The organism is Streptomyces sp. NPDC001604, assembly GCF_042893475.1.
Lineage (GTDB): Bacteria > Actinomycetota > Actinomycetes > Streptomycetales > Streptomycetaceae > Streptomyces.
In genome coordinates this window covers 25,126-44,243 of sequence record NZ_JBIAUY010000022.1, presented here as the reverse complement: position 1 = coordinate 44,243, position 19,118 = coordinate 25,126, and the positions used below count along the sequence as shown (strand labels likewise).

Annotated in this window: 20 protein-coding genes and 2 pseudogenes; 11 read left to right on the top strand and 11 right to left on the bottom strand. The window is 70.1% G+C overall.

Annotated features, from left to right (window positions below):
- Positions 1-30: 30 nt before the first annotated feature.
- Together ACFY1E_RS40395 and ACFY1E_RS40390 are read right to left on the bottom strand one after the other, a co-directional pair.
- A pseudogene (locus ACFY1E_RS40395) lies at positions 31-657 on the bottom strand (response regulator); the annotation flags it as partial.
- 31 nt (positions 658-688) lie between these two features.
- Positions 689-1,093, bottom strand: a complete 405-nt coding sequence (locus tag ACFY1E_RS40390; RefSeq protein WP_389085592.1) for a MazG nucleotide pyrophosphohydrolase domain-containing protein — start codon at positions 1,091-1,093, stop codon at positions 689-691.
- 111 nt (positions 1,094-1,204) lie between these two features.
- Between ACFY1E_RS40390 and ACFY1E_RS40385 the strand changes: the two genes are divergently transcribed.
- Positions 1,205-2,206, top strand: coding sequence for a TAXI family TRAP transporter solute-binding subunit (locus ACFY1E_RS40385; protein ID WP_389085589.1), 1,002 nt, complete (start codon positions 1,205-1,207; stop codon positions 2,204-2,206).
- Positions 2,207-2,214: 8 nt separating this feature from the next.
- Here ACFY1E_RS40385 and ACFY1E_RS40380 read toward each other — a convergent pair whose 3' ends face one another.
- Together ACFY1E_RS40380 and ACFY1E_RS40375 are read right to left on the bottom strand one after the other, a co-directional pair.
- Positions 2,215-3,618: a sensor histidine kinase gene (locus ACFY1E_RS40380; protein ID WP_389085587.1), complete on the bottom strand. Its 1,404-nt coding sequence runs from the start codon at positions 3,616-3,618 to the stop codon at positions 2,215-2,217.
- 9 nt (positions 3,619-3,627) lie between these two features.
- Positions 3,628-4,314 carry a response regulator transcription factor gene (locus tag ACFY1E_RS40375; protein WP_389085585.1) on the bottom strand — a complete coding sequence of 229 codons (687 nt, stop codon included), beginning with the start codon at positions 4,312-4,314 and terminating at the stop codon, positions 3,628-3,630.
- Between the two features lie 310 nt (positions 4,315-4,624).
- Between ACFY1E_RS40375 and ACFY1E_RS40370 the strand changes: the two genes are divergently transcribed.
- The 8 genes from ACFY1E_RS40370 (at position 4,625) to ACFY1E_RS40335 (ending at position 10,996) form a co-directional block, all read left to right on the top strand.
- Complete coding sequence (locus tag ACFY1E_RS40370; protein ID WP_030947272.1) at positions 4,625-5,401, top strand: amino acid ABC transporter ATP-binding protein; 777 nt, start codon at positions 4,625-4,627, stop codon at positions 5,399-5,401.
- Between the two features lie 80 nt (positions 5,402-5,481).
- Positions 5,482-6,318, top strand: coding sequence for a glutamate ABC transporter substrate-binding protein (locus ACFY1E_RS40365; RefSeq protein ID WP_389085582.1), 837 nt, complete (start codon positions 5,482-5,484; stop codon positions 6,316-6,318).
- A gap of 110 nt (positions 6,319-6,428) precedes the next feature.
- Complete coding sequence (locus ACFY1E_RS40360; RefSeq protein WP_389085580.1) at positions 6,429-7,094, top strand: amino acid ABC transporter permease; 666 nt, start codon at positions 6,429-6,431, stop codon at positions 7,092-7,094.
- The gene (locus tag ACFY1E_RS40355) at positions 7,091-8,005 is read left to right on the top strand and encodes an amino acid ABC transporter permease (RefSeq protein WP_389085578.1); all 915 of its coding nucleotides are present in this window, start codon (positions 7,091-7,093) and stop codon (positions 8,003-8,005) included. The genes ACFY1E_RS40360 and ACFY1E_RS40355 overlap by 4 nt, the downstream gene beginning before the upstream one ends.
- 177 nt (positions 8,006-8,182) lie before the next feature.
- Positions 8,183-9,784: an FAD-dependent monooxygenase gene (locus tag ACFY1E_RS40350; protein WP_389085576.1), complete on the top strand. Its 1,602-nt coding sequence runs from the start codon at positions 8,183-8,185 to the stop codon at positions 9,782-9,784.
- A 118-nt stretch (positions 9,785-9,902) separates the two neighbouring features.
- Positions 9,903-9,950 (top strand): hypothetical protein, encoded by a 48-nt coding sequence (locus ACFY1E_RS40345; protein WP_309506048.1) that lies wholly within the window; start codon positions 9,903-9,905, stop codon positions 9,948-9,950.
- A gap of 78 nt (positions 9,951-10,028) precedes the next feature.
- Complete coding sequence (locus ACFY1E_RS40340) at positions 10,029-10,568, top strand: cysteine dioxygenase (protein WP_389085574.1); 540 nt, start codon at positions 10,029-10,031, stop codon at positions 10,566-10,568.
- Positions 10,565-10,996 (top strand): rhodanese-like domain-containing protein, encoded by a 432-nt coding sequence (locus ACFY1E_RS40335; protein WP_389085572.1) that lies wholly within the window; start codon positions 10,565-10,567, stop codon positions 10,994-10,996. The genes ACFY1E_RS40340 and ACFY1E_RS40335 overlap by 4 nt, the downstream gene beginning before the upstream one ends.
- A gap of 172 nt (positions 10,997-11,168) precedes the next feature.
- Here the strand turns inward: ACFY1E_RS40335 and recX are convergent, their stop codons facing one another.
- Positions 11,169-12,065: a recombination regulator RecX gene (recX, locus tag ACFY1E_RS40330; protein WP_389085570.1), complete on the bottom strand. Its 897-nt coding sequence runs from the start codon at positions 12,063-12,065 to the stop codon at positions 11,169-11,171.
- A 3-nt stretch (positions 12,066-12,068) separates the two neighbouring features.
- Positions 12,069-13,193 (bottom strand): recombinase RecA, encoded by a 1,125-nt coding sequence (recA, locus tag ACFY1E_RS40325; RefSeq protein WP_389085567.1) that lies wholly within the window; start codon positions 13,191-13,193, stop codon positions 12,069-12,071.
- Positions 13,194-13,617: 424 nt separating this feature from the next.
- Here recA and ACFY1E_RS40320 point away from each other — a divergent pair, with 424 nt between their 5' ends.
- Positions 13,618-14,361, top strand: a complete 744-nt coding sequence (locus ACFY1E_RS40320) for a hypothetical protein (protein WP_389085835.1) — start codon at positions 13,618-13,620, stop codon at positions 14,359-14,361.
- 30 nt (positions 14,362-14,391) lie between these two features.
- On the opposite strand, the gene ACFY1E_RS40315 is transcribed toward ACFY1E_RS40320, so the two are convergent.
- Both ACFY1E_RS40315 and ACFY1E_RS40310 read right to left on the bottom strand, forming a co-directional pair.
- Entirely contained in the window at positions 14,392-15,657 is a 1,266-nt protein-coding gene (locus ACFY1E_RS40315) for an AI-2E family transporter (RefSeq protein ID WP_389085565.1), read from the bottom strand.
- A 60-nt stretch (positions 15,658-15,717) separates the two neighbouring features.
- The gene (locus ACFY1E_RS40310) at positions 15,718-15,912 is read right to left on the bottom strand and encodes a DUF3046 domain-containing protein (RefSeq protein ID WP_123967876.1); all 195 of its coding nucleotides are present in this window, start codon (positions 15,910-15,912) and stop codon (positions 15,718-15,720) included.
- Between the two features lie 80 nt (positions 15,913-15,992).
- Here ACFY1E_RS40310 and ACFY1E_RS40305 point away from each other — a divergent pair, with 80 nt between their 5' ends.
- Positions 15,993-16,937: a hypothetical protein gene (locus tag ACFY1E_RS40305; RefSeq protein ID WP_389085563.1), complete on the top strand. Its 945-nt coding sequence runs from the start codon at positions 15,993-15,995 to the stop codon at positions 16,935-16,937.
- A gap of 11 nt (positions 16,938-16,948) precedes the next feature.
- Here ACFY1E_RS40305 and ACFY1E_RS40300 read toward each other — a convergent pair whose 3' ends face one another.
- From ACFY1E_RS40300 to ACFY1E_RS40290, 3 genes and pseudogenes are all read right to left on the bottom strand, one after another.
- Positions 16,949-17,257 carry an AzlD domain-containing protein gene (locus ACFY1E_RS40300; RefSeq protein WP_389085561.1) on the bottom strand — a complete coding sequence of 103 codons (309 nt, stop codon included), beginning with the start codon at positions 17,255-17,257 and terminating at the stop codon, positions 16,949-16,951.
- Entirely contained in the window at positions 17,254-18,015 is a 762-nt protein-coding gene (locus tag ACFY1E_RS40295) for an AzlC family ABC transporter permease (protein ID WP_389085558.1), read from the bottom strand. Before ACFY1E_RS40295 ends, ACFY1E_RS40300 begins: the two co-directional genes overlap by 4 nt.
- Positions 17,916-18,881, bottom strand: a pseudogene (locus tag ACFY1E_RS40290) (AraC family transcriptional regulator). Before ACFY1E_RS40290 ends, ACFY1E_RS40295 begins: the two are co-directional and overlap by 100 nt.
- Positions 18,882-19,118: the final 237 nt, after the last annotated feature.

The following is a 19,118-nucleotide window of genomic DNA, read 5'->3' as shown; positions in this document are numbered from 1 at the left end:
CCTCCCGCCGTCCTGTGGACAACCGGGGGCTCAGGGCTCGATGAGGCCCGCGCGGATCGCGTGGCGGGTGAGTTCCAGGCGGTCGCGCACGCCCAGCTTGTGCAGGAGGTTCGCGCGGTGGCGCTCGACCGTCTGCGTGCTGATGAAGAGCAGTTCGCCGATCTCCTTCGAGGTGTGGCCCTCGGCGACCGGTTTGAGGATCTCCTCCTCGCGCTCGGTGACCGGCCGCGCGGGCAGGTCGTCGCCCCGGCTCAGGCGGTCCATGTAGGAGCGCACGAGGGCCCGCTCCGCTCCCGGGTACACGAACGGCTCGTCGCGCACCGCCGCCCGGCAGGCGCCGACCGGGTCGCGGTCGGCGGCGGACTTGAGGACGTAGCCGCCGGCTCCGGCCCTGAGGGCCTCGAAGAAGTACTCCTCGTTGTCGTACATGGTGAGCATGAGGATGCGCAGGCCGGGCAGGCGGCGGGAGAGTTCACGGGCCGCCTGGAGGCCCGTCATCCGGGGCATGGCGGTGTCCAGGACGGCCAGATCGACGTCACGCGCGCGTGCCGGCTCGGCCTCCTCCGCCCCGTCCCCGGCCTCGGCGACCACGGTCAGATCGGGCTCGCCGTCCAGGATGAGCCGCACGCCCTGGCGTACGAGCGCATGGTCGTCGGCACAGGACCTTCGGCCGTACTGCCGCGAGGCCTCATGTGCCGTCCGGCGCCCACCCCTGTCGGCGCAGTACCGCTGAGACGTCCGGGGCCTCGTAGTGGTCGCCCTTGAGGACCTTGCCGTCGGCGCGGCGGGTGACCAGGCCGTCGGGGCCCAGCTTGGTCATGTTGGAGCGGTGGATCTCCGCGATCACCGCGTCCAGGTCGATGCCGTGGACGAGGGCGGTGCCGTAGGCCACGTAGACGACGTCGGCCAGTTCGTGGGCGAGCTTGTCGAGCGGGCCCGTGACCGAGACCTCGGCGACCTCCGCGGCCTCCTCCGCGAGCAGTTCTCCGCGGTGGGCGGCCAGCGAGGGCGCGACCTCGGTGGGCGTACTGCGGACCTCGAGCCCGACGGCGAGGTGGAATTGGCGAACCAGGTCGGCGGGCGATGAACTCATACGGCGACTGTATCGACCGCCACTGACAACGCCCGGTCGTGATCCCGTTGTGACCCCGCCCCGGTCAGCAGCCCTGGTCAGCACCGCGTTCCGGCTGGCAGGATCCCTGCCATGTCCAAGATGTTCCCCCGGATCGGCAGACGCCGGGCCCTGCAGGGCGCGGCTGCCGGCTTCGTCGCCTTCGGGTTGCTGCTGTGGTGGCTGCTGCCCCTGGGCGAGGCCCCTCCGAGCGGAACGATCACGATCAGCACGGGTACGCCGGCCGGCGTGTACCAGCAGTACGGCAAGCTGCTGCGCACCGCGCTCGACAAGGACATGCCGGACCTGAAGGTGAAGCTGCTGACCAGCGACGGCTCCCAGGAGAACGTCAGACGCGTGGCGACCGGCAAGGCCGACTTCACCATCGCCGCGGCCGACGCGGTGGAGACGTACGAGCTCGCCCGCCACAACCCCGGCGCGGACCAGCTGCGCGGTGTCGCCCGCCTGTACGACGACTACGTACAGCTGGTCGTCCCGCGGGACTCGGCCATCGAGTCCGTCGAGGACCTCAAGGGCAAGCGGGTGGCCATCGGGCCGCCCAGCTCAGGTGTGCGGCTGATCGCCGACCGGGTGCTCAACGCGGCCGGCATCGACGCGGCGAAGGACATCACGCCGTTCGCCGACGGCATCGACACCGGGCCGGACCGGCTGAAGCACGGCAAGATCGATGCGTTCTTCTGGTCGGGCGGGCTGCCCACGGAGGGGCTGCAGAAGCTCGCCCACACCTTCACCTTCCGGTTCGTGCCGATCACGCCCCGCCTCGTCGCCGACCTGCACGGCCAGGACCGTGCCACCCGCTACTACCGCGCCACGAACATGCCGGAGTCCGCCTACCCCAGCATCCAGGGAGGGGTCGCCGTGCCCACGCTGGCCGTTTCCAACCTGCTGATGACGCGCAAGGACATGGACCCGCGGCTCACCGAGTGGATGACTCGCACCGTGATCAGGAGCCGCGACGGCATCGGCACGAGGGTCCACTCCGCTCAGCTCGTCGACCTGCGCACCGCGATCTACACCGACCCGCTGGCCCTGCACGAGGGCGCCCGGCGCTACTACCGCTCCGTCAAGCCGTAGTACCGCCGTCAGACCGCGGGGCTGTTCCTCGGCACGGACACCGTCACCGTCAGCCCGTGCGGCTGGTGATGGCCGTACGAGATCGAGCCGCCGCCCGCGGCGAGCAGCGTGCGCGAGATGGACAGGCCTAGACCGGAGCCCTTGATGTTCTGGTGGCGGCCGCTGCGCCAGAAGCGGTCGCCGACTCGGGCGAGTTCCTCGTCGGTCAGACCAGGACCGTTGTCGGTGACCACGACCGACGAGGTGTCACCGTCGGCCGCGACCGTGACCTCGACGCACTCGTCCTTGGGCGTGAACTTGACCGCGTTGTCGATCACCGCGTCCAGCGCGCTGGAGAGCGTGACCGGATCGGCCCAGGCGGTGGTCGGCGGGCAATTCCCCACCAGCCGTACCCCCTTGGCCTGGGCGGTCGGCGTCCAGGCCGCGACGCGCTCGGCGGTCAGCGCCCCGATGTCGGTGATCCGCAGGTCGGCCTCGGTGTGCTCGGCCAGGGCCAGGTCGAGCAGGTCGTCGAGGACCTCCGCGAGGCGCTTGCCCTCGGTGCGGACCGATGCGATCTCCTCATTGTCCTCCGGCAGTTCGAGAGCGAGCAGTTCGATACGCAGCAGCAGCGCCGCAAGGGGGTTGCGCAACTGGTGCGAGGCGTCGGCGACGAAGGCGCGCTGCTGCTCCAGCACGTCCTCGACATTGTCCGCCATCTCGTTGAACGAGCGGGCCAGGCGCCGGAGTTCCGGAGGACCGCCGGCAGCCGCCACCCGGGACTTCAGACGGCCGCTCGCGATCGCGTGCGTGGTGGCGTCCAGCACCCGTACCGGCCTGAGCACCCAGCCGGTCAGCCGCAAAGCGGCGCCGACGGCCAGCAGCATCGCAGCGATCTCGCCCGCACCAATGACCAGCCAGCCGTGCAGGATCCGCGAACGCAGCGCCCCGGTGGGCGAGTCGGTGACCACGACCGCCACGACATCGCCGTCCCGGATGACCGGTGAGGCGACGACCAGACGGTTGCGCTGCCAGGGCCACACCTGCTTGGGGTCGTGGCTGCGGCGGCTGAGCAGCGCCTCGGCAAAGGCATCGCGCACCTCGCCCTGGTCGGGGAGGTAGAAGTCCTGCGGCGCCTGGGCCATGGGGATGTCGGTGCGGCAGAACACCCCTGCCCGGATGCCGTAGACGCCGTAATAGCTCGCGAGTTCACTGCTCAGAGTCTTGAGCCGCTCGTCCATGGACGTGCGCGTGGGACTGCACGCGTCGGTGACGAACTGAGCGAGGGACGCGAAGCGCGCCGTGTCGTCGATCCGGTCGACGACGACCTTCTGCTGCTGGGCGGAGGCCACGCTCACGGCGAGCGGGACGCCGAGCGCGAGCAGCACGGCCGCCATCAGGACGATCAGCAGCGGAAGAAGACGAGTACGCACCCGTGCACGCTACGAGGACGGGGCGACAAGCCGGTAACCGACGCCGCGTACGGTCTCGATCAGGGCAGGCATGCGCAGCTTGGCGCGCAGGGACGCGACGTGCACCTCCAGGGTGCGTCCGGTCCCCTCCCAGCTGGTGCGCCACACCTCGCTGATGATCTGCTCCCGGCGGAAGACGACCCCGGGGCGCTGCGCGAGGAGGGCGAGGAGATCGAACTCCTTGCGGGTCAGTTGGACGACCGAACCGTCCACGCTGACCTGCCGGGTGGGCAGCTCGATGAGCATGGACCCGAGGCGCAGCTGGTGGTCGCCGCCCGCCCCGGCGTCCTCGTGGACGCTGCGCCGGCTGACGGCGTGGATACGGGCGAGCAGTTCCCCGGTGTCGTACGGCTTCACCACGTAGTCGTCGGCGCCGAGGTTGAGGCCGTGGATGCGGGAGCGGACGTCGGAGCGCGCGGTGACCATGATCACCGGAGTGCTGGTGCGCTTGCGGATCTTGCCGCAGACCTCGTAGCCGTCCTGGTCGGGCAGGCCCAGGTCGAGCAGGACGACGCCGAAGCCGTCGCCCTCCGGAACGAGCGCCTGGAGAGCTTCCTCGCCGCTACGCGCGTGCGTGACGTCGAAACCGTGCCGCGCCAGAACCGCAGAAAGAGCGGCGGCGACATGGTTGTCGTCCTCGACGAGGAGCAGTCTCATCCGGGCCTCCTTCGGTTCATCGGCCGTACGATCAGGATGGGTACAAAACGCCTGGCACGCGCGCGCGTGCACCAAGCGTGCACCAAGGCAGTCACGCTGATGGACGAGTACGCCGTCAAGTGGGTTCCGGTTGCGGACCGCTTTAGTTACCCGGCCGATACGCGGCCCGCGGGCAAGTACCGCGAAGTGCTACGACACGTGTCCGATTGCTATCGGATCGTGATGCTCAGATTCCCCTCAGATGTAATGACGCTGGTGGAACGGGGTTACTACTGTCCTCCGAAACCGAGGAGGACGGAGCCCGATAGCGATGACCGAAGTATCGGTGGCCAAGGAAGATGTGGCCGCGACCGGCGAACTGGTCGTCCTGAAGAGCGTCAACAAGCACTTCGGCGCGTTGCACGTACTCCAGGACATCGACCTGACGATCGCCCGCGGCGAGGTCGTCGTGGTCATCGGGCCCTCCGGGTCCGGTAAGTCCACCCTGTGCCGCACCATCAACCGCCTGGAGACAGTCGACTCGGGCTCGATCACGATCGACGGCAAGGCGCTGCCCCAGGAGGGCAAGGAGCTGGCCCGGCTGCGCGCCGACGTGGGGATGGTCTTCCAGTCCTTCAACCTCTTCGCGCACAAGACCGTGCTCGAGAACGTGATGCTGGGCCAGATCAAGGTCCGCAAGGCCGACAAGAAGAAGGCCGAGGAGAAGGCCCGGGCTCTGCTCGACCGGGTGGGCGTGGCCACTCAGGCGGACAAGTACCCCGCACAGCTCTCCGGCGGCCAGCAGCAGCGCGTCGCCATCGCGCGGGCGCTGGCCATGGACCCGAAGGTCATGCTCTTCGACGAGCCGACGTCGGCCCTCGACCCGGAGATGATCAACGAGGTCCTCGAGGTCATGCAGCAGCTCGCCCGCGACGGCATGACCATGATCGTCGTCACCCATGAGATGGGCTTCGCACGATCGGCTGCAAACCGTGTGGTCTTCATGGCGGACGGCCGGATCGTCGAGGAGGCTGCGCCCGACCAGTTCTTCAGCAATCCGCGCAGCGACCGCGCCAAGGACTTCCTGTCGAAGATCCTCCACCACTGACGGTCCGCCCCGCCTCGCCCTCGCCGGCTCTCCTCATCTCTGCCGGCGCTCCTCTCTTCACCAGCCAAAGGATGTTCACCATGAAGCTCCGCAAGGTCACCGCCGCTTCGGCCGCCGTGCTCGCCCTCGCCGTGGCGGCTACGGCTTGTGGTTCCAGCAACAACGACAGCGGTTCCTCCGGTGGCGGCAAGAAGATCAAGATCGGCATCAAGTACGACCAGCCCGGCCTGGGCCTGAAGGAGCCGAACGGTTCCTTCTCCGGCTTCGACGTGGACGTGGCAACGTACGTGGCGGGCAAGCTCGGCTACAAGCCCAGCCAGATCCAGTTCGTCGAGACCAAGAGTGCCGACCGTGAGAACGCACTGTCCCGCGGCGACGTGAAGTTCATCGTGGCCTCGTACTCGATCACCGACGAGCGCAAGCAGAAGGTCGACTTCGCCGGCCCCTACTTCCTGGCCCACCAGGACCTGCTGGTCAAGAAGGACTCGACGATCAGCAAGGGCACGGACCTCAACGGCAAGAAGCTGTGCTCCGTGACCGGCTCCACCTCGGCGCAGAACGTCCAGAAGAAGATCGCCCCCAAGGCCAACCTCAAGGAGAACAGCGGCTACTCGGAGTGCGTCGCCAGCCTCCAGAGCGGTGCGGTGGACGCGCTGACCACGGACGACTCGATCCTCGCGGGCTACGCCGCGCAGGCCCAGTACAAGGGCCAGTTCAAGCTCCTCGGGCTCAAGCTCAGCAACGAGAACTACGGCATCGGTGTGAAGAAGGGTGACACCGCGACCGTCAACAAGATCAACGACGCTCTGAAGAGCATGGTCAGCGACGGCACCTGGAAGAAGGACGTCGAGAAGAACTTCGGCCCGGCCAACTACAAGTACGAGCCCGCGCCGCAGATCGGCCAGATCGTCAAGTAAGGCAAGGGCTGCAGCCCAGGGTTCCTCGGGCGCGCCGCCGCCAACCGCGATCACGGCGGCGGCGCGCCAACGCCCCCTCGTACGCCACACACCCGGAAGCGCGGGAGATCGTGTTCGACTTTCTTCATGGTTATGACGTCCTGGGGGCGTTCTGGATGACGGTGAAACTCACCGCCCTCTCCGCCCTCGGCTCCCTGATCTGGGGCACCCTGCTGGCCGCGATGCGGGTCAGCCCGGTCCCGCTGATGCGCGGGTTCGGCACCGCCTACGTCAACATCGTCCGGAACATCCCCCTGACGGTCATCATCGTCTTCAACTCGCTCGGCCTCGCCGACATCTTCGGCGTGACGCTGGGCGCTTCCGACTTCAAGGTGCAGGGCTTCAGGCTGGCGGTCCTCGGTTTCGTCGCCTACACCTCGGCCTTCGTCTGCGAGGCGCTGCGCTCCGGCATCAACACTGTCCCGCTGGGACAGGCGGAGGCGGCCCGCGCCATCGGGCTGAGCTTTGGCCAGACCCTCCGCCTGATCGTGCTGCCACAGGCGTTCCGTGCGGTCATCGGTCCGCTGGCCAACGTGCTGATCGCTTTGACCAAGAACACCACCGTGGCGGCCGCGATCGGCGTGGCCGAGGCCGCCGCTCTCATGAAGACGATGATCGAGAACGAGGCCCAGACGCTGCTCATCGGCGCGGTCTTCGCCTTCGGCTTCGTGGTTCTGACCCTTCCCACCGGCCTCATCCTCGGCTGGCTGGGCAAGCGACTGGCGGTGAAGCGATGACCTCCGTCCTCTACGACGCCCCCGGCCCCCGGGCCAAGCGGCGCAACGTCCTTCTGTCGGTGGTCTTCGTCCTCCTGCTCGCCCTGCTGGTGTGGTGGGTCTGGCGGACGCTGGACGACAAGGGCCAGCTGAAGTGGGCACTGTGGCAGCCGTTCACCACGTCCGAGGCGTGGACGACGTATCTCCTGCCGGGCCTCGGCGACACCCTGAAGGCCGCCGCCCTCTCCATGGTCATCGCCCTCCCGCTGGGCGCCTTCTTCGGCATCGCGCGCATGTCGGACCACCGGTGGGTGCGGGTGCCCGCCGCAGTCGTGGTCGAGTTCTTCCGCTCGATCCCTGTGCTCCTGCTGATGCTGTTCGCGAATGAGTTCTTCGCACGCTCCACGAACGTGACCACCGAGGACCGGCCCCTGTACGCGGTCGTCACCGGCCTGGTGCTCTACAACGCCTCGGTCCTCGCCGAAATCGTCCGGGCCGGCATCCTGGCGCTCCCCAAGGGGCAGACGGAAGCCGCGTACGCGATCGGTCTGCGCAAGGGCCAGACGATGACCAGCATCCTGCTCCCGCAGGCGGTGACGGCCATGCTGCCCGCCATCGTCAGCCAGCTGGTGGTCATCGTGAAGGACACCGCGCTGGGCGGCGTGATGATCGGCTACTCGGAGCTGCTCAGCGCACGCAGCACGTTCGCGGCCAACTACGCCAACGTCATCCAGAGCTTCATCGGAGTGGCAGTCATCTTCATCGTGGTCAACTTCCTCCTCACCAGCTTCGCGAGCTGGCTGGAAGGCAGGCTCCGGCGCAGCAAGAAGAGCACGGGCGCGGTCCTCGGCGAGGACGCGGTGGAGGTCAATCCGGCCGCGGTGGGCGGCAGCTTCGGTACCGGTGCCTCCGACGGAGGCGGCATCTTCTGACGAGCAGTCACGTCGCCTGCGTGACAGAGGGAGGCAGTGGCATGATCGCCACTGCCTCCGTCGCTTGACGCAAACCCCGCCAATGGGTTGCATACGTTCTGTGATCGTGCACCCTGCTCCAACTTCCTGTTCACATACGTCCGTCAGGACGCCGCCACGAGCAGGGGGCGCCGCGCCGTGGACCCGGTGATCATCGTCGGCGCGGGACCCGTCGGGCTCACGCTCGCCCTGGCACTGGCCCGCCAGGAAGTGCCCTGCGTCGTGCTGGACGAGGGCCCGGGCAAGGAGGAGCCGCGCCCCGCGCGGACCGTCGTCCTGCGCGAGGACACCGCCACCCTGATGGAGCGGCTGAGCGGACAGCCGCTCGCGCAGGAGGGAGCCCATTGGGCCGGATGGCGGTCGATGCGGCGCAAGCAGGTGATGCGCGAGGTCACGTTCGGCGGCGACGAACCCGCCCCGCTGCACATCGCCCAGCACGTCCTGACCGGCGCCCTGCGCGCCGCCCTGGCCACCGAGCCGCTCGTCGAGGTCGCCGTGGACAGCCGCCTCGACACCGTCGAACAGGAGGCCTCCGGGGTCACCGCCCACACCCGCGGCCCCAGGGGCACCTGGTGGCGCGGCAGTTACCTGGTCGGCTGCGACGGCCCGCGCTCCACCGTGCGCAAGCTCCAGGACATCCGCTTCCCGGGCCGTACGGCGGTGGAGCGACACGCCGTGGCCGCGCTGCGCACGGAACTTCCGTGGGCGGACGAAGCGTTGCTCCACCGGATGCCGCCGTGGCGGACGTCCGGGCCCTCGGCCGGGGAGGTGACCGCCCGCCCCCTCCCGGACGGCGTGTGGCGCCTGGACTGGCTGCTGCCGCCGGGCAAGGACCTGGTCACACCCGAGCTGCTGCTGGCCCGCATCCGGGAGACCCTGGCCGGCTGGACCGGGGGCCCGACACCGCCGTACGAACTCCTCGACACCGGAGTCCACACGGTCCACCACCGGCTCGCCCGCCGCTGGCGGGTCCGCCGGGTCTTCCTCGCCGGGGACGCGGCGCACCTGCTCGGCGCGCTGGGCGCGCAGGGACTCGACGAGGGGCTCAGGGACGCCGACAACCTGGCCTGGAAGCTGGCGCTCGCCTGGCACCACGGGCCGCACGAGGCTCTGCTCGACAGCTACCAGGCGGAACGACGCGCGGTCGTCGCGGGTCGGCTGCGCGCAGCCGACCAGGCCCTGCCGCTGCTGCGCGGCGGCGGAGGGCTGCGCGCCTACGTGCCCGGCTCGGCCCGCGGCCACGACGCGCTGCTCACGGACGGTCACCTGGGGCGCGGAACATTCGGCGCGGTGGGGGCGTACGCCGCCTCCCCGCTCGCTCCCCGGAACCTCGAAGCCGAGGTCCCCGTGGCCACGGCGCCGGGCGAGCCGGTCACCGATGTGCGGGTCACCGCGGAGGACGGCACTTTCGTACAGCTGCGGGACCGGCTCGGGCGCGGAGTCCTGCTGGTGGTGCTGATCGCACCGGGCACGGCGGTGTGGGACCGCAAGCACTGGATGACCGCGGGGATCATGCCCCGACTGGCGGCCGCGGTGGCCGCGCTGCCGCACCCCGCCGAACTGCTGGTCGCGGAGAGCTACCCCGGCGCGGCGGCCCACACCGTATTGCTGGTACGCCCGGACGGCCACCTGGTCGCGGCCCTGGGCGGAGTACGGCCGGCCGAGCTGTACTCGGCGGCGGAGGCGACGCTGGGAGGACCGGCGAAGGCGGAGGCCACGGCCGGCTCACCCTCGAAGTGACCGTACTCACCGTCACCCTGTGGTCCACATTGTGACGGTGAGTTGACCGCTCTGGACCGTCAATGGTGTACTCCGGTACGTGACCGACACCTATGTGCGCCTGTGGCGGAGGGTCCATATGGACCTCGTCCGCTATGCGGGCTGCGTGTGTCGTCCGTCCTGCTGAATTCGCATTCCCTCTCCCCGCGCGCGCCTTCCAGTGCTGCTGCGCGCCCCCGCGAACGCTTCTTCAGGACGGTGCCACGTGTCTGTCTCCCCTTCTGCCCCTCCCTCTGCCGTCGCAGCCGCCCAGGTTCCGACACAGGCGGACCTCCTCGACTTCGTACGGCGTACGGCCGCCGACGCGGAGCTGATCGCCTCCCTCCCGCTCGACCCCGAGGGCCGCACCTGGGTGCGTCTGGAGGGGCCCGGCGGCAGCGAGGCCTGGCTGATCGGCTGGCCGCCCGGCACAGGCACCGGCTGGCACGACCACGCCGAGTCCGTCGGCGCCTTCGTGACGGCGTCCGGGGAGCTCAAGGAGAACTCGCTCGCCGCCCGGCTGCCCGCCGACGGCTGGAAGACCCTGGAACTCACCGACGGCGTGGACCGGGAGCGGCAGCTACCGGCCGGCAAGGGGCGCGCTTTCGGTCGCCACCATGTCCACGAGGTGCTCAACGAGTCCACCGACCAACACGCGGTCTCCGTCCACGCCTACTACCCGCCCCTGCCGCAGATCCGCCGCTACAGCCGCGTGGGCCAGGTCCTGCGCCTGGAGCAGGTCGAGCGCCCGGAGGACTGGCAGTGAGCGGCGACGGGCCGGTCGGCGGGCAAGCGGGCGGCGCGGGTGAACAGCCCGTCGGCATCGACGAGTTGCTGGAGCGGGTGCGCGGTGGCTACGAGCGGATCGAGCCGAAGGAGGCTTACGACGCTGCTCGCGCCGGCGACGCACTCCTGGTCGACATCCGATACGCCGCCCTGCGCGAGCGGGACGGTCTGATCCCGGGCGCCCTCGTCGTCGAGCGCAACGAGCTGGAGTGGCGCCTCGACCCGCAGGGCAGCCACCGCGTGCCCGAGGCCACGAGTCACGAGGTGCGGGTCGTGGTGATCTGCAACGAGGGTTATGCGTCGAGCCTCGCGGCAGCCTCTCTGCACGGTTTGGGGCTGGGACGGGCCACGGACCTGGTCGGCGGGTTCCAGGCGTGGAAGGCGGCGGGGCTGCCGGTGACGTCGTAGGCGGTCGGCGATGGCGCTGCTCCGACGCCGGTACTCCGAAGCCGTGCGGCATGGCTTCGATGCGGACGACGACAGCACCGGCAAGGAGTCACCGAACCGCCGGGTTCGACGGTCACGCCGTACTGAGCGCGGTCCGCATCCCTGCGGCCGCACCTCTTTGACTCCTGCCCCGTCAGAACCCCTCGTCCCCGAGGAACTCCGTGTCCTCCCCCTCCTCCTCCAGCGCCTGCCGGACCACCCGCAGCGCCATGCCCTCGGAGTAGCCCTTGCGGGCGAGCATGCCCGCGAGGCGGCGCAGGCGCTTGTCGCGGTCGAGGCCGCGTGTGGAGCGCAGCTTGCGGGCGACGAGTTCGCGCGCGGTCTTCTCTTCCTGCTCCGAGTCGAGCTGGGAGACGGCCGCGTCGATCAGCGTGGAGTCGACGCCCTTGGTCCGCAGCTCCTGGGCCAGTGCCCGCCGGGCGAGCCCCCGGCCGTGGTGCCGGGACTCCACCCAGGCGTCCGCGAACGCGCTGTCGTTGATCAGCCCGACTTCCTCGAACCGCGACAGCACCTCCTCGGCGGCCTCGTCCGGGATCTCCCGCTTGCGCAGGGCGTCGGCGAGTTGCTTGCGGGTGCGCGGGGTCCCGGTGAGCAGGCGCAGGCAGATCGCCCGTGCCCGCTCCACCGGGTCCCCTGAGGACTCTTCCTGCTCGGCCCTCGACGAGGAGGCGGAGCCCCCGTCCTCATCGGACGGCTCGCCGCGGCGCCGCTGTGGGCGCCCGCGGGAGCCGCCCGCCCCACGGGCCCGGCCGCCACGGCGCGAACCGCCACCGGACGAGCCGAAGTCGTCCGGTCCCCCGTGGTCCGGCCGCTCGCTGCCGCCCGGCTCGTCGCCGTACGACCCCCCGGTGCCGTACGCCGTCGTGCCGCGTGACCTCGCGCGGTCGTGTCCTCCCTGCGCGCCGTGCCCCGCATCGGCCCCGTACGCATCGCCGTCCGGCTCGGCAAGAGCCGCGTCGCCTCTCCCGTCCCGCCCTCGCGGAAGGTTCGGGTAGGCGTCGTACTCGGCCCAGTCCGTTCGCCGTGTCATACGTCAGCTCTTGGCAGCCGGAGCCTTGGTCTTGGCTGTCTTGGCCGCAGGAGCAGGCACCGCCTTCGCGGCCTCGTCGGCGGTGGCGGAGACGGCGGCGTCCGCGCCCGGCTCAGCGGTGGGCTCCTCCGGACGCACGCCGACGCCCAGCTTCTCCTTGATCTTCTTCTCGATCTCGTTGGCCAGGTCGGGGTTGTCCTTCAGGAAGTTGCGCGCGTTCTCCTTGCCCTGGCCGAGCTGGTCGCCCTCGTACGTGTACCAGGCGCCGGCCTTGCGGACGAAGCCGTGCTCCACGCCCATGTCGATCAGGCCGCCCTCGCGGCTGATGCCCTGGCCGTAGAGGATGTCGAACTCGGCCTGCTTGAAGGGCGGGGCGACCTTGTTCTTGACGACCTTGCAGCGGGTGCGGTTGCCGACCGCCTCGGTGCCGTCCTTCAGGGTCTCGATGCGGCGGATGTCGATGCGCACCGAGGCGTAGAACTTCAGCGCCCGGCCACCGGTCGTGGTCTCCGGGGAGCCGAACATCACGCCGATCTTCTCGCGGAGCTGGTTGATGAAGATCGCGGTGGTCTTGGACTGGTTGAGCGCGCTGGTGATCTTCCGCAGGGCCTGGCTCATCAGACGGGCCTGGAGACCGACGTGGCTGTCGCCCATCTCGCCCTCGATCTCCGCGCGTGGGACGAGCGCGGCGACGGAGTCGATGACGATGAGGTCGAGGGCGCCGGAGCGGACCAGCATGTCCACGATCTCCAGCGCCTGCTCGCCGTTGTCCGGCTGGGAGAGGATCAGGTTGTCGATGTCGACGCCGAGCTTCTTCGCGTACTCGGGGTCGAGGGCGTGCTCCGCGTCCACGAAGGCGACCTGGCCGCCGGCCTTCTGCGCGTTCGCCACCGCGTGCAGGGTCAGGGTCGTCTTGCCGGAGGACTCCGGGCCGTACACCTCCACGACACGGCCACGCGGCAGGCCGCCGACGCCGAGGGCGACGTCGAGTGCGGTCGACCCGGTGGGGATGACCTCGATGGGCTCGTTCGGCCGCTCGCCGAGGCGCATCACGGCGCCCTTGCCGAACTGCCGTTCAATCTGTGCGAGCGCGGCGTCGAGCGCCTTCTCGCGGTCGGTTCCTGCCATGGGTTCCACCCGGTTTGCTTGAGTCGATCGCTTCACGTCAAAGACGCTAACGCCTGCCACTGACAATGCGCCCCGACGCCCGTCCGGCCTGTGGATAACTCGGGTGCATCTCCGTCAAAACCACGGCGAATCACCCGCCGAGAGCCTCGCCGGAGCCTCCATAAGAATGGATGTTCGATTTTTGTGTCAAGCGCACCATGCGACACCTCCGACCCTACGTCCGCGGTCCGACAGCGGGCCGGACTGCGAGCCGTACGGCCGCTGTTCGTGCCTGCGTCCGGTCCGGCTACTCCGCGGGGCGTACGGCGGGTGTCTTCGGCGGGACGACGACCGGAGGCGGCGCTCTCGCGAGGCTGACGGCATGGAGACCACGAAGCTCACCCGGGAGGGCGGCGGGGTGGAACGTCCCCCTGTCGTCGCGGCCATGGCGGGGGACCGCCCGGCGGAGCGCCTCTGCCACACCGTCGGACTTCTTCTGATCGTCGCCGGACTCGTGCACCTGGTGGTGTTCGCCGTCGATGGCGGCCCCTGGGACGGCCCCGTCTCCTGGCGCAAGCCCGTCACCTTCGGGCTGTCCTTCGGGGCGACGCTGATCGCGGTGACCTGGGTGACGTCGTATCTGCACATCGGTTCGCGGCTGCGCGCTCTGCTGCTCGTCGTGTTCGCCGCCGACTGCGTCCTGGAGGTCGGCGGTATCACTCTTCAGGCCTGGCGCAGGGTGCCCTCGCACCTCGACATGGAGACACCGTTCGACACCGCGGTGTCAATGACGCTCGCGGTGGGCGGTGGTGTCCTCGTGGTACTGCTCACCGTTTTCGCCGTCGCGTCGTTCCGGCACCGGCCCGCAGGTCCCGCGGGGATGGCACTCGCGGTGCGTTCCGGCTTCGCGATCCTGCTCGTCGCGCTCGCTTCGGGTGCCGCGATGATCGCGCGCGGTGTGGTGCTCACCCGGACCGGTCACCAGGAGGCGGCCTACCACTCGACGGCGCCGCTCAAGCCGCTGCACGGGGTCAGCCTGCATGCGGTGCTCGTCCTGCCGGTGCTGGCGCGGCTGCTGTCCGCCACGTCCTGGAGCGAGCCGGTCCGGCGGCGGATCGTGGCGGCGGCGACCGGTTGCTACGGGGCTGCCGTCATCGGCGCCGGGATGTGGGCCGTCCTCACGTATTGAGCCGTGTGTGCCCGCCCATCGGGCCGTGCCTCAGGAGGACCCCTCTCCGGCTTCCACCGCTTCGTCCTGTGCCACCCCCGGCCGCCGTATCCACAACTGCCTCGCGCGCGTGAGCAGACCCGGCCCCGATCCCCCTCTCCGGTGGCCGTGGACACGAGGGTCGTCGGTGACGGCGTACCGCTTCACGTACGCCCCCAGGAACGCCTGCAGCGTGGCGACCGCGGGGATGGCGATCAGCGCGCCGACGGCGCCGAGGAGCGCGGTGCCGGCGATGACCGAACCGAAGGCGACGGCGGGGTGGATGTCGACGGTCTTCGCGGTCAGCTTGGGCTGCAGCATGTAGTTCTCGAACTGCTGGTAGACCACGACGAAGATCAGCACCCACAGCGCGTACCAGGGATCGACGGTGAAGGCGATCAGCATGGGCAGGGCGCCCGCGAGGTAGGTGCCGATGGTCGGGATGAACTGGGAGACCAGGCCCACCCAGACGCCGAGCACGGGCGCGTAGGGCACACCCAGGATCTGCAGCAGGATGTAGTGCGCTATGCCGGAGATGAGCGCCATCAGGCCGCGCGAGTAGATGTAGCCGCCGGTCTTGTCGACGGCGATCTCCCATGCACGCAGCACCTCGGCCTGACGCGCGGGCGGCAGGACGGAGCAGATCGCGCGGCGCAGCCGCGGGCCGTCCGCGGCGAAGTAGAACGAGAACAGCGCGATCGTCAGCAGCTGGAAGAGACCGCCGAGGACCTGGGCGGACACGTCCAGCACACCGGTGGCGCTGTTCTGCACGTAGTTGCGCAGCCAGTTGGAGCGGAGCAGGCCCTCCTGGACGTCGACGCGTCTGAGCTCGGTGTGGAAGTGCGTGTTGACCCAGTTGATGACGGAGTCGAGGTAGTTCGGGAACTCCTCGACGATCTTGATGATCTGGCCCGCGAGCATGGAGCCGAGCAGGGTGACGAAGCCCGCCGCCATGATCATTACGGCGAGGAAGACGAAGCCCGTGGCCAGCCCCCTGCGTATGCCGCGCGAGGCCATCCAGCTCACCGCGGGCTCGATGGCCAGAGCCAGGAAGAACGCGATGAGGATGTTGATCAGCAGGCCGGTGAGCTGATGGAAGGCCCAAGTGCCCAGCTGGAAGGCCGCATAGAGGGCGAGGACGAGCACCACGGCGCGCGGCAGCCAGCGCGGCATGCGGACGTTCGGCCCGGCGGCGTCGGCGGGGGGCCTGCCGGGCGGCGTCGTGCCGAGCGGGGATGCGTGCTGGGCCGTCTGCCCGGCCTCGTCAGTGGGTGCCACGGATCAAGTCTCGCCCACTGGTCTGACAATCAACTACAGTCCTGCGATCTTCGTGACCGATCAGTGCTTCTCCCTCGGCACGTCCATGACGGTGCAGACCACGCGCCACACGTCCTTGGCATCCCAGCCGGCGTCCAGCGCCCCGTGCACCGTGCGACCGCCGAGCTCCGTCATCACATGGTCGCGTGCGAAGGTGTCGGCGTATCCCGGACCGAAGTGATCCGCCATCCGCTGCCAGAAGACCGTCAACCGCATGACTCCAGTATCCCGCCCCTGAGGGTGGGCCTGAGCCGGGACCCCTTGCCGAGACCGCTTTCCGCCCTACGGTCTGACGCATGTCCGAAACAGGAGCTTCCCCACTCCCTGCCTCGCCCCCGGCTCGCTCCCCGCTCTTCCGCGCGGAGCAGTTCGTCTGGCTCACCGCGCGCGTGCTGGAACAGCACCTCTTCGCGTACCACTTCCTGAACGGGGGCGCCGACCCGGTGGAGACCGCGCTGGACGCGTACCGCAACGAGGACGGCGGGTACGGGCACGCGCTGGAGCCCGATCTGCGCGGCCCGGTCAGCCAGCCGCTGCACACTGTGCACGCGCTGCGTGTTCTGGATGCCATCGGGCGCTGTGGCGGTCAGCGGGTGGAGCGCGTGTGCCGCTATCTGACAGCCGTGTCCACGGCGGACGGTGCCCTGCCGTCGATCAGTCCCAGCCAGCGCGGCTATCCGGCGGCCCCTTTCATGCCGATCGTGGACGACCCGCCCAGCGAGCTCCTCACCACGGGCCCGGTGGTGGGCCTGCTGCACCGCAACGAGGTGTGGCACGCCTGGCTGTTCAGGGCCACGGACTTCTGCTGGCATGCGGTCGAGTCGCTGGAGAAGTCCCACCCTCACGAGATCGAGGCCGCCGTGGCCTTCCTGGACTCCGCTCCCGATCGCCCGCGCGCGGAGGCGGCTGCCGACCGCCTCGGCCGCCTGGTGCGCGAACACCGGCTCGCGGCTCTGGAGCCCGACCGCCTCGACGCATACCCGGTCGCCCTCGGCTACGCGCCTGGTGAGCACCACTTCCCGCACGACTACGCGAAGACGCCGAGCTCTCTGGCGCGCGCGTGGTTCACGGATGCGGAGATGACGCGCTCCCTCGACTTCCTCGCGGACGCGCAGCACGAGGACGGGGGCTGGCCCGTCCGCCGGCACCGGTGGGCACCGGGCACCGCCCTGGAGGCTCGCCCCATGGCGACGATCGAGGCGCTGCACACCCTCAGGGCGCACGGGCGTCCCATCGGCTGACCCGGACGCCGTCACCCGCCCATGGCGCGCACTCCGGCGGTCACGACGACGGCCGCCGCCACGACGAGCAGGAACGGCGCGCGCAGGATCAGCGCCACGGCGGCTGCGGCGAGCCCTGCCACCCGCGCGTCGAGGACCAGGGCGTGCCCGTCGGCGAAGGTCTGCTGGGCCGTGAGGGCGGCGAGCAGGGCCACCGGCAACAGTGCGGCCAGACGCCTGACGAGCGGCTTCTCGAGCACCCCCGCGGGTACGAGCAGTCCGGCGAGCTTGACGGCGTAACAGCCGAGGGCGGTCGCGCCGATCGCGATCCAGGTGTTCAACGGTCTTCCTCTGGTACGTCGTTCTCGTGTGCTTCCTTGGGTGTCGCGCCCCGGCGGCGGCCCTCCAGGCAGAGAACAGTGGGCGCTGCCAGCGCGGCCACCAGGACGGGCACTCCGGCGGGCAGCACCGGCAGCAGACCGAGCCCCAGAAGGACGGCGAGGCCGGCCACCGCCCGCTCGGTGGTGGTCTTGAGCATCGGCGCGAGCAGAGCGAGGAAGACGGCCGGCCCGGCGGCGTCCAGACCCCATGCGTCGGTGTCCCCGATGGCGTCGGCACCAAGTGCGCCGAGGAAAGTGGTGAGGTTCCACAGCAGGTACAGACTGAGCCCGGTGACGGCGAACCCGATGCGTGTGCCCCGCCGCGTGGGCTGTGCCAGCGCGACCGCGGTGGTCTCGTCGATGACCCAGTGGGCGGCGAACGGGCGCACCGCGCGCGGGAGAGCAAGCAACTGGGACAGACGGAGCCCGTAGAAGGCGTTGCGCACCCCCAGGAAGAAGGCGCCCGCCGCTGCCGTGAGCGGGTTGCCGCCGGCCGCGAGCGCCCCCACGAGGGCGAACTGGGATGCACCGGTGAACACCAGGAGGCTGAGGGCGCAGGTCTGCAGCAGCGTGAGCCCGCTGCCGGCCGAGGTCACCCCGAAGGCGAAGCCGGACAGTCCTACGGCGACGCCGACTCCGAGCGCATCCCGAACGACGGCGGAGTCCGCCTTCCCTCCGCCTTCCGGACGTATACCTGCGAGAGCTGTCTCTTCTGCCACGCGCCCGACGGTAGAAGCAGTCACGCTCGCGCGTCTTGTACGTTCTTGCGCTCACGCCGGTACGCCCCAGGGGGCACACCGACGATCCGTGTGAAGTGCCGGTTCAGGTGCGGCTGATCGGTGAACCCGACGGCGACGGCAGCTTCCGCGGGCGTCGTACCGGCGTCCAGCAGCCGCCGCGCCCGCCGTACCCGCGCGTCCGTGAGCCAGGTATGCGGCGGCATCCCGTAGGCGTCCCGGAAGGCCCGCAACAGAGCGAACGGACCGGTGCCGAGATCGGCCGCAAGTCTCTCCAGGCTCGGAGGCTCGGCCAGCCGCTCCTCCAGCACGGCACGCGCGCGTGCCGCGATCCGGGCACCCGCCGTCCGCACCTCCCGCTGCGGCAACGGCCCGCCGTTGAGCCGCAGCAGCCTCGTCACCGCGACCCGCAGCAGCGTGTCGGCGGCCAGGGCATTGCCTTCCTCCGCGGCACGCAGCACCTGATGCACGAGTCCCACGGTGTACGGATCGTCGAGCACCGGACTGACGAACCCGGGCGTCCCCCGAATGAACGCGGTCTCGGCCGCGATCTCGGCCACCACCTCCGGCGACGGATACACGGCCCCGTACCGCCACCCCTCGGGCACACCGGCCCGCCCCGTGTGCGGGGTGTCCGGATTGACCAGCGCGAGCGCCCCCGCCCCCGCGTACTGATCGGCCCCACGATGGTGAAAGACCTCGACCCCGTCGGCGATGCCGGCGATGACGAAGTTCTCGTGCGTATGCCGCACGAACTCCTTGCGGATGTACCGGGCCCGCAGCAGATCGACCCCGGGCAACTCGGCGTACTGCCAGTGCCGAGCCAATTCCTTCCCCGACCCCGCCATACCCCCATTCTCCGCCGACCCGACAAAAACAGCCCCCACGCCCGCACTCCCACCCAACCCCCACCCCACGCACCCGCAGCCGCCGACGCACGGGAGCGGGTCGCGGCGGTGGGGCGCAGCCCGCCGCTTACGTGGCACCACCACCGGCCCGCTCAGGCACCAGGCGGACGAACAGCGGGCGGCGGGCCGGCCGCACCGCCGCGACCCCGACCCACCACGGACAGAATCGCGCCCGGC

What these genes read in the sequence shown, in the direction of transcription:
- ACFY1E_RS40390 (WP_389085592.1), bottom strand. Translation starts at nt 1,093, where the DNA reads ATGAGTTCATCGCCCGCCGACCTGGTTCGCCAATTCCACCTCGCCGTC.
- ACFY1E_RS40385 (WP_389085589.1), top strand. Translation starts at nt 1,205, where the DNA reads ATGTCCAAGATGTTCCCCCGGATCGGCAGACGCCGGGCCCTGCAGGGC.
- ACFY1E_RS40375 (WP_389085585.1), bottom strand. Translation starts at nt 4,314, where the DNA reads ATGAGACTGCTCCTCGTCGAGGACGACAACCATGTCGCCGCCGCTCTT.
- ACFY1E_RS40370 (WP_030947272.1), top strand. Translation starts at nt 4,625, where the DNA reads ATGACCGAAGTATCGGTGGCCAAGGAAGATGTGGCCGCGACCGGCGAA.
- ACFY1E_RS40365 (WP_389085582.1), top strand. Translation starts at nt 5,482, where the DNA reads ATGAAGCTCCGCAAGGTCACCGCCGCTTCGGCCGCCGTGCTCGCCCTC.
- ACFY1E_RS40355 (WP_389085578.1), top strand. Translation starts at nt 7,091, where the DNA reads ATGACCTCCGTCCTCTACGACGCCCCCGGCCCCCGGGCCAAGCGGCGC.
- recX (WP_389085570.1), bottom strand. Translation starts at nt 12,065, where the DNA reads ATGACACGGCGAACGGACTGGGCCGAGTACGACGCCTACCCGAACCTT.
- recA (WP_389085567.1), bottom strand. Translation starts at nt 13,193, where the DNA reads ATGGCAGGAACCGACCGCGAGAAGGCGCTCGACGCCGCGCTCGCACAG.
- ACFY1E_RS40320 (WP_389085835.1), top strand. Translation starts at nt 13,618, where the DNA reads ATGGCGGGGGACCGCCCGGCGGAGCGCCTCTGCCACACCGTCGGACTT.
- ACFY1E_RS40310 (WP_123967876.1), bottom strand. Translation starts at nt 15,912, where the DNA reads ATGCGGTTGACGGTCTTCTGGCAGCGGATGGCGGATCACTTCGGTCCG.
- ACFY1E_RS40305 (WP_389085563.1), top strand. Translation starts at nt 15,993, where the DNA reads ATGTCCGAAACAGGAGCTTCCCCACTCCCTGCCTCGCCCCCGGCTCGC.